This window comes from Actinomadura darangshiensis, assembly GCF_004349235.1.
Lineage (GTDB): Bacteria > Actinomycetota > Actinomycetes > Streptosporangiales > Streptosporangiaceae > Spirillospora > Spirillospora darangshiensis.
The window spans coordinates 1-8,683 of record NZ_SMKY01000342.1 but is presented as its reverse complement, the minus strand read 5'-3'; the positions used below and the strand labels follow the sequence as shown (position 1 = coordinate 8,683).

8 protein-coding genes are annotated in these 8,683 nt (G+C 64.5%); 2 read left to right on the top strand and 6 right to left on the bottom strand.

Features of this window, described 5'->3' with window-relative positions; translation table 11 throughout:
• Nucleotides 1-360: 360 nt before the first annotated feature.
• The 5 genes from E1293_RS40635 to E1293_RS40615 all read right to left on the bottom strand — a co-directional run bounded on the left by E1293_RS40635 (nucleotide 361) and on the right by E1293_RS40615 (nucleotide 5,358).
• Nucleotides 361-786 (bottom strand): hypothetical protein, encoded by a 426-nt coding sequence (locus E1293_RS40635; RefSeq protein ID WP_132204418.1) that lies wholly within the window; start codon nucleotides 784-786, stop codon nucleotides 361-363.
• A gap of 88 nt (nucleotides 787-874) precedes the next feature.
• The gene (locus tag E1293_RS40630; protein WP_132204416.1) at nucleotides 875-1,309 is read right to left on the bottom strand and encodes a PH domain-containing protein; all 435 of its coding nucleotides are present in this window, start codon (nucleotides 1,307-1,309) and stop codon (nucleotides 875-877) included.
• 999 nt (nucleotides 1,310-2,308) lie between these two features.
• The gene (locus tag E1293_RS40625) at nucleotides 2,309-3,487 is read right to left on the bottom strand and encodes a S8 family serine peptidase (RefSeq protein ID WP_132204414.1); all 1,179 of its coding nucleotides are present in this window, start codon (nucleotides 3,485-3,487) and stop codon (nucleotides 2,309-2,311) included.
• A 768-nt stretch (nucleotides 3,488-4,255) separates the two neighbouring features.
• Entirely contained in the window at nucleotides 4,256-5,023 is a 768-nt protein-coding gene (locus E1293_RS40620; protein ID WP_132204412.1) for a hypothetical protein, read from the bottom strand.
• Nucleotides 5,020-5,358: a PadR family transcriptional regulator gene (locus E1293_RS40615; protein WP_132204410.1), complete on the bottom strand. Its 339-nt coding sequence runs from the start codon at nucleotides 5,356-5,358 to the stop codon at nucleotides 5,020-5,022. The genes E1293_RS40620 and E1293_RS40615 overlap by 4 nt, the downstream gene beginning before the upstream one ends.
• A gap of 270 nt (nucleotides 5,359-5,628) precedes the next feature.
• On the opposite strand from E1293_RS40615, the gene E1293_RS40610 reads away from it, so the two are divergent.
• Nucleotides 5,629-5,814 (top strand): hypothetical protein, encoded by a 186-nt coding sequence (locus E1293_RS40610; RefSeq protein ID WP_132204408.1) that lies wholly within the window; start codon nucleotides 5,629-5,631, stop codon nucleotides 5,812-5,814.
• A gap of 64 nt (nucleotides 5,815-5,878) precedes the next feature.
• Here E1293_RS40610 and E1293_RS40605 read toward each other — a convergent pair whose 3' ends face one another.
• Nucleotides 5,879-6,514, bottom strand: coding sequence for a TetR/AcrR family transcriptional regulator (locus E1293_RS40605; RefSeq protein ID WP_207939396.1), 636 nt, complete (start codon nucleotides 6,512-6,514; stop codon nucleotides 5,879-5,881).
• A gap of 158 nt (nucleotides 6,515-6,672) precedes the next feature.
• Here E1293_RS40605 and E1293_RS40600 point away from each other — a divergent pair, with 158 nt between their 5' ends.
• Nucleotides 6,673-8,484, top strand: a complete 1,812-nt coding sequence (locus E1293_RS40600; RefSeq protein ID WP_132204406.1) for a serine/threonine protein kinase — start codon at nucleotides 6,673-6,675, stop codon at nucleotides 8,482-8,484.
• Nucleotides 8,485-8,683: the final 199 nt, after the last annotated feature.

The window sequence follows — 8,683 nt, the reverse complement described above, 5'->3', positions numbered from 1 at the left end:
GTGTCTAAGAGACAGCCCCTGACCAGCGCCCCCGCTTCACTCCCGCAAGTCCCCACCGTGGCCAGCGTGGCAGGACCAGCAGGCCAGAAACCACATGAGTGAAATCGGAGAACGACCAAGTAAATAGCGCCCGCCAACAAGAAGCCGACAGCAAGAAGGAAAGCGCCAAGTTCGTAAAAGCGCTCCGTTGATCGCACCCCGTGCCCCAAGAACGAACCACCATCAGGACGCTTCGAGGCAACATCAACAGCTCTCAGTCGTCGATGGCGACGGACAAGCCCCTGTGCCACGCACACACCCAACAGCTAAGAGGACAAGCCCTGTAGCTTGATAGTAAGTCATGACGGCTCAGTAAGTGCATCACGGCTGCCCGCACACGCCGCCGCCTCGATTAGACTCGAAAGACGTCGTCAAATCCGCGCTAGCTCTCAGCGCGCCGCCGAATAGCTTCGGCATCTTGACAAGATCGGAGTTCTTCATAACGAACACGATCCGCGAGCCGCTCCAGAACCTTCGCACCTCGACCGCATCGACGCCATCCCAAGCAACGAATTCATCGCGAAACATCCGCTCAATGCGAACGCCGCCATCACCCACATAAAGCCTGGAGCGCCACACGCCTAAAAAAAGATACGAACACATCAATATAGAACAAAAAGGCAACAGCGCGAACCCCACAGCGACGAGCACCCAAACAAACAGCGCCCACGCAAAGAGATTAAGCAGGCCTATGACGGCGACAAAAACGGACCGCCCCACCGGATCGATCACACGCACCACGGCCATTGCACACCTCCTACCCCTCATCAGCGGCCAATCCAGATAACCCGAAGCCAATGACAACAAGCGCCCGCCATAGTTGCGAACAACACGTCTACATGTCACTCTGGGCTGCCGTACGCTGATGATCCATCAGCAGATCAAGTTTTTCTTCAAAGTCTTTATCCCGCATTAAAAATCTATCCCCTGGAGTCGGCAGAACGATCGATCTCCCTTCTTTCAAGACTAATTTCACCTGCCGCATCCCAGCGACCCGCCGCCGCTCAAAAGACCTGACCTGTGACCAGTCTATTTGCCGGTCCACTATCAGTCGGCGCACGATCAGCCCATCCTCGCTCACCACCACGCCCGACCTCACGAACTTCACCAGAAGCAAAACACACGGCACCACTCCGGAAGCGCTCACCAAGTCGATCGAACCACACTGGACCATAAAACCAATACACACCGCCAGCACCACCACATTAAGCGCGGCAACCACACCGACATAAACACGCCTGCCCCTCGGGTGGATAACAATAATGTCCACTCTCCCCTTGCCATTCACTTCATCCGCCGATCACTCCAGTCACCGATGATCTGGATCTTGAAAGGCAGAGAAACTGCTCCTCCGCCCCGGTCCACCGACTGCTGATCCGCAAGCCCTGCGCACCGGCGAGCCGGCTTTCCGAGGCCCGCCGGTATGAGGCGAGCCGCCGGCACACCCCGCTCGCGGTCGCAGCGATCTCCGCTGGCACCACCAACGAACCCGCCTCCGCCAACCACCCGAACACGCATTCCCAGCTCACCTAACGAAATGCGCCCGCCGTACTAGGCAAAGCGAAGTTTATGCCAACAGTGGACCCTCATAGGGGCAGATTCTTTTGCTCCCTCATTTCCGCTCGAAGCCTCCTCAGCCACACTACAAACGACAGCATCGAGACAAAACAACACGGAAACAGCAGAAGAACCACCAATTTGGCATCTGAAGACAGTGACGCGACCGTCATCCAAATGCCCATGGAGATACTCGACACCCCAATGGAGTTCCATTTAGTGGGACGATATTTGTCCCTAAAACCGGCGACGAATGAGCCCGCTGAACAGGCGAAGAGAACCAGCCCGGCAACCAGTAGATGGATGTCCATCATCCAACCTCAGAAGTAATGATCGAATGTACCCTTAATGGCACCTCCGATGGAACCTGTCGCGCCTCCTACGTCGCGCCACCGATAATTCCTCCCGGAATCGTGACGGCAGCCAGTGGCCCGCCTGCAAGCCCCAAGACCCTTGTGTATCGGCAAGCGACCAGCCACCATCCTTGCCAAGACATATAGGATGACCAACTCTTTTGCACCCCTTTCTTCCGCCGCTCCAACCAGGGCAAGATGCTCTGAGAATTCCTCCTCCATATCGACCGGCTGACCGTGATACAACTCGGCGCCTTTGCGATCGTAAGACACTGAGATTTTCTAGTTTTCCCGCCCGAGGCATATCCGCATGGGAAGTATGCCGATTAACCATTATCCGTAGATTCCTATTTGGTTCCTTACTCACCACTACTTCTGCTCAATCCTTTTCGGTGCAGAGCGAACGTCAGACCGGTCGCGATGATCAAACCACCAATCCCAAGGGCCAGGCACGTATAACGCTGCCCTTCTTCCTGGCGAGTCGGCTCCCGCGTTTTGCTCGACCGGATACCGGCTGTATCATCGTTGGACCGTGCCTGATCCAGCCGTTCATATACGGGGTTTGGAGAGGTTCTAGGGATCTGTGCCGTGAGGGCACGGTAGGGAATTACCGCACCGTAACCGGTTTTTTTGTCCCAGCCCCCCGGAGGGATGTCTTTTGCGGTGGCCAGTAGGCGTTGGACTGTCTCGCGGCCGGACATGTCGGGGAAACGAGAGCGCATTAGGGCTACTACGCCGGAGGTAAGGGCCGTTGCCTGGCTGGTGCCGTTGTCGTTCCAGCCGAACGTTCCCCACTTGCCGATCGATCCCACGGCCACACCGGGGGCTGCGACCATGACGTTATGGCCAGGGGTTGACTTGATCCAAGGCTTGAGGTCTGCGTCGACCGCTCCTACGGTCAGTACCCCCTGGCAGTTGGCCGGGAATATGCCTGAATCGGCCGCATCACCGTCGTTTCCGGCAGCGGCGATGGTGATCACGTCATGCTCGATGGCATATGCCACGGCCTTTTGAACCCCGTCCGGGCACGTTAAGGCATCGTTGCCCCCCGAGATATTGATCACCTTCGCGCCGTGGTCCACGGCGTAGCGAATCGATCGTGGCACGTCGAGTCCAGCCGCAATTATCGGTATTATTCGACTGTCTGGTGCGATGCCCACCATTCCACTGCCGCGTCCCTGGGCGGCGATCAGTGCTGCCATGGCAGTGCCGTGACCACCGTTCTTGGAGTCCTCGTCGGTACGGCCGTCGCCAGCCGATTCGCCTGCGAACGCCATGCCCTTGAGAACAACACCCTGCAACTCCGGTAGCCGCGTTTGGACGCCATCGTCTATTACCGCGACAGTGACGCCCTTTCCCTGTGTCAGCGGCCATACCTTTTCCTCTACCTGCCAGGCACCGAACCACCACTCTTCAGATCGTGGTGATGGAGCAGCATTGACCGGAGGGCAAAGAAGAGCGGGCAGTCCGAGACCGAGCAACGATGCAGTGAGACGCACCACAAACCTGGATGCCATCATTCCCACGTCCTCAGTCACCTACGCCGGCCTTGGTCACTCAGGTGGTCCGATCACTCTTGGCGCGCCCTTCTCGTCATCCCTCCATAGTTCTCGTCTTCAGTCAGCGCGCCCCCTACTTCACCACCGAAGTTTTCTGTCCTTGCTCCTGGGCTTGCACCGAACGGGACGGCTGCCATCTGTTGTCCGGGCACGCCGCTAACTGCGCCGGAACGAGTGGTCTGCGCCGCCTCACCTCGTGTCAGCGCCTCGCCTGCCGAGGTGTTACGGATGACGCTGCCCGCTGAGATCGGGCGAGGGCCTGTTTGTTCTCCAAGCACTGTGTTTGCGCCCGGAATCGTCCGAGACAATGCTGGGGAGCCTCCGATCACACCGGCGGGTCGACGGCGCTGCCGTAGGTCCCCCAGTTGGAAAGAAGGCTCCGCGGGCGGGGTATGCGACCCGCCCAGACTCTGTGGGCCGGGCAGGCCAGGCCACCCAAGGCCCGATGGCCGCGGCCGTGCTGCCGAGGACGGCCCAGCGCGTCCCCCAAGGTGGTGGGCCTGCCGGGAAGCCTGGGCCTCCTGGCATGCCTCCCGCGTTTGGGTACCTACTTCCGAGCGCCGGAGAAGGCGCCGGGGTCCTGACCGTCGCGGACGAGTTCAGGGCGGGTGTCGGGCGCGCGGAGGCGTCGGGTAAGGCGAGCCAGGGCGCAGTCAGGAACACGCCTGCGACGACGAGTCTGATCGGGCGCATCGCATGACTGTAGAGGATGCTTACCGGGGTGTCATGCGATGCGAGGTCATCGTGTCAGGAAGCCTTGCCCCGTCGGTGGGCTCTTGTGCGGGCGTAGGCCATGCCCGCGCCTACCAGGGCACCGGCGACCAGGCCGGTGAAGATGGTGGCGAGGAGGACTGTGCCGGCGTTCTCGGTGGAGAGGCCGGCCCAGGCGACGGAGGCGAGGACGACGAGCGCGAAGATGAAGGCGCCGTAGGCGACCATGAAGACGTAGAAGCGTCTGCTCAGGAACGTCCGTCCGGCAGGGGTCTGCGGGACGTCGTGCAGTTCCGCTTCAGGGCCGAGGGTGGCGGCCTTGGGGCGCTTGAAGTATTCGTAGCAGAACCAGGTTCCGCAGGGTTCCCAGCCGTCCGGTGCCAGACGGTCGACGATCGCTTGGCGGTCAGCGGAGAGCACGGTCTCGCGGTGGTACTGCCAGCGCTGCGAGTTCTCCGGGTCTCGATGGCTGACGAAGCGGCCCGTGCGGTCGACGCGGTCGACCTCCCAGCCTTCGTCGCCGTAGCGGGCGAGCATGTCACGCTCGTGGAACGCGTCGGCCCTCCACGTCCATGTCTCGACCGAGTCAGAGGGAACGGTGCTCGGTTTCCCATCCGCGCCAGGGCCGTCGGCTGGGGCGACCTGGAGGGCGAACTCCTCCGGGGTGCCGAATTCCTGTACCGGGTCTGTGCCGGCCTCGGCCACGAACGCGGCCAGGTCGTCCACGGTCCGGGTCACCTCGCCCTCGGGGAGGCCGCGGGCTCGCAGCCGTTCCGCCAGTTCGTCGAAGTAGGGGTTCGTCATCGGCCGGCTCCCTGGGTGAGCATCTTCCGCACTGATTCGTCGAATTCGAGCCATAGGCCGCTCTGCTCGGCGAGCGTCGCGCGGCCTTCGTCGGTGAGGTGGTAGTAGCGGCGTCCTGGGCCGCGGTCGGCGACACGGAACTCGGCAGAGACCAGCCCGGCCTCTTCCAAGCGGTTCAGGACCGGGTACAGGGTGCCGCCCTTGATCTGCCCCAGGCCCGCGTCGGCGAGCGTTTTGGCGATCTCGTAGCCGTAGCTCTCGCCGCCGGTCAGGCCGGCGAGGACGAGCAGGTCGAGGACGCCTTTGAGCCAGCTAGCGCGACGGTCGGCGGCCATGGCTGGCTCCCTCCTGGGGGACGGGCGGCCGAGGGGGCCGGATCTTCATGGGCGCCACCTTCCGTGGAGTTTGCCCAACGACCTAAACGGTACGGCGATCTAGTTAGGAATGCAACCTAGGTAGCCGCGCCGGTTCTCGGGCGGCCGGATCCGGACGCGGGCTAAACGGAACGATCACTCGGAATAGCGGGAAAGATCTTGCGGTTGCAACTACCGTGCGAAACCCGGCCAGCCGGGTAGCACCCCTGTCCACGACCACGGAGGTGAACCGTGCCGAGCAGCATCCCTCGCCGCAGCCGTTCCAACGGTGCGCGCAAACATGTGAAGACCACGTCGCTGCGTGCCCTCGCGGTCGCCGCGCAGCTGGAACGCAACCACGCCCAGGAGGGTCCACCGGGCAACGAGGACGGCCGGGTCGAGTCCCGCCCCGAGCGGCGGACGCCCGATCCGGCCTGACCCCCGAGCGCCCCGCCAAGGGCCATGCGAGAACCCCCGCTCCGGGGGTTTTCGTGTTTCCGGGCTAGGGGCGCGCCAGGTCGAACAGGGTGTGGACGCAGGCGCGCGTACGTTCCGTCCCTACGCTCTCGACCATCGCGGTCAGGTGTTCCGCACCAAGGACGGCCAGGAGTGCGTGCGCCGCAGCCTCGCCGTCCGGAACCGCGTCGCCGCACTGGTCGAGCAGAATCGTCAAGTGCCGATGCCAGAAGCCGTAGGCGCCGATGCGGTAGCGCGCGCCCGGGGAGGCGGTCTCGGACATCCGCACTAGCGACAGATGGTCGAGCGCATAGTCCAGGTAAGCGTCAGCGAAGGCGTGGAGACGCTCGTACGGCGGGACGGGCGCGTCGCCGTCCCCAGGGCCGAGTGGAGACGGGCCAGACAGGATCGCGTCCTGCAAATCGCGTTCGCGTTCGTTCAGGAGGGCCACGGCCAAGCCCGCCTTGTCCCCGAACCGGCGGAAGAGGGTTCCCTTGCCGACGCCCGCTTCCGCGGCGACCGCGTCCATGGTGACCGACTCGACCCCGTGGCGGGCGAAGAGAGCGGCGGCGGCGTCCAGCACCTTCACGCGGTTGCGCGCGGCGTCCGCGCGCTCCTTCGGCGGGGGCGTCCGCATCAGTTCCAGGTCGACACGCCTGCCGGCGGCCTGACGGCGGTCCATCAACGCCTCCCGTGTTCCATTAAGCGGACTATAGTCCCATTCCACTCCGAGGGCCAAGGCACTAGATCAACTGCTTTGCGGAGCGCATACCATCTTGTGGCCATAGTCTTGCTGGACGGTCCTGCGGACGAGCCAAAAAGCAACGGGGAGCGAGTGGTGTGACGGACAGGACGATGCCGGACGCCAGTCCACTGCGGTCTGGAGACCCGGCCGAACTGGGCGGATACCAGATCCTGGGCCGCCTGGGAGAGGGCGGGCAAGGCGCGGTCTTCCTGGGCCGTCCGGCGGGTGACACCGGGGACGTCCGCTCCACGGAGCACGTCGCGATCAAACTGCTGCACGGCGGGCTCGCCGGGGACGAGTCGGCCCGCGCGCGCTTCGTCCGCGAGTTGGAAGTCGCCAAGCGCGTGGCGCGGTTCTGCACCGCGCAGGTCCTTGACGCCGACGTCGCGGGCGACCAGCCGTACATCGTCAGCGAGTACGTGCCCGGCCTGTCCCTGCACCACGTCGTGCGGACCGAAGGCCCACGCAGGGGCGGTGCACTGGAACGGCTCGCCGTCAACACCCTGACCGCTCTCACTGCGATCCACCAGGCCGGGATCGTGCACCGCGACTTCAAGCCCCACAACGTGATGATGGGACCGGACGGCCCACGCGTCATCGACTTCGGTGTGGCGCGCGCGCTCGGCGCGGCCGGTGAGACGCAGAACGTCGGCACGCCCGCCTACATGGCCCCCGAGCACTTCACCGGCGGCGCGGTCGGGCCGGCCGCCGACATGTTCGCCTGGGGCACGACCATGTCGTTCGCCGCCACGGGACGTCCCGCGTTCGGCAATGACGAGATGGCCACGGTCATGCACCGGATCCTTACGGGCGACCCTGATCTGGGCGACCTGCCAAGCCCGATGCGCGAACTCGTCCTGGCGTGCCTGGCCAAGGAGCCCACCCAGCGCCCGACCGCCCGCGAGGCCCAGGAACGACTTGTCGGCGCGGCCAGCGGCACGTCCTCGCCCGCCGCGTCCGTTCCCCCGCTGCCCGCGTTTCCTGGGACTCCTGGTGAAATGCCCGCGCCCCACTACGCGGTCGGGCCGCCGGGGTCGACGGACCCGCACGCCTCTCCGTCCGCCATGGCCGGCGTCGTTCTGCCTCCTGAGCAGCACACCGACCCGTCCGGCGTCAGGCACAGGACGGCACCGCAACCATCGCCCTTCGGCGATGAGCAGCCCGTTCCGCCGGGTGGCCACCCGCAGATGCACGGCGGCCCAGGCATGCCGCCGCCGATACCCCCTGGCGCCTCCTACGGGCAGGCGCCGGACGGCGGGAAGCGCAACCGCCTCATCGTGCCGATCGCCGCGGCCGTGGCAGTGGCGGCCGTCCTCGCGGGTGGCGCCGCCTGGGCCGCGACAAGGCCGGACGACGGCAAGGACAAGGAGCAGCCCATCGCGGCCTCCGAGCAGAACAAGAACGCGCCAGGCGACCCGGGAGCCTCGAACAGCGCCGGGAATGACGCGCAGAACCCGTCCAAGACGAAGCCGAAGCCCAGCCAGAGCGGGACGCCCACGAATTCCAAGAAACCAGGGCAGCAGCCCGGGGGCTCAACGCCGACGGGCGGTACCGGCGGAGGCACCACGCCTACCAAGGAGCCAGCCAACAAGTACACCCCGCAGGCCGTGTGCAACAGCGGCGGCCATGGGAGCGGGTACTACGTGCAGCGCTCCATGAGCGTCTCCGGGGGCACCGCCTACCTGCTCTACAGCAGTTCCACCTACAACTGCGCCGTCACCATCAAGCGCACGCACGTCGGCAAGAAGTCGCCGGTCTCAGTGTGGATCCAGAAGAAGGGCGGCAGCTCGATCGCCGACAGCGGATCGTTCGCCTGGTACGCGGGGCCCGTGTTCGTGAAAGCGCCTGGAACGTGCGTCCGGTTCGGCGGCAACGGGCGTAGCTCGTCCTACAGCAACTGCGGCTGAGCCCGAAAGCTGAGCACGAAAAAGGCCACCCTCGCGCCGGGGTGGCCTGGTGTCGTGCGGGCGACCGGGTCGACGTTCGGCTCACCGGTGCCGACCCGTCGCTCGTGGTTCAGTTACGGGAGACGATGAGATGGTCGAAGTCGCCGTCCTTGGCTCCAAGGATCAGCGCTTCTATCTCGGGGCGGGTGTAGATGAGGGC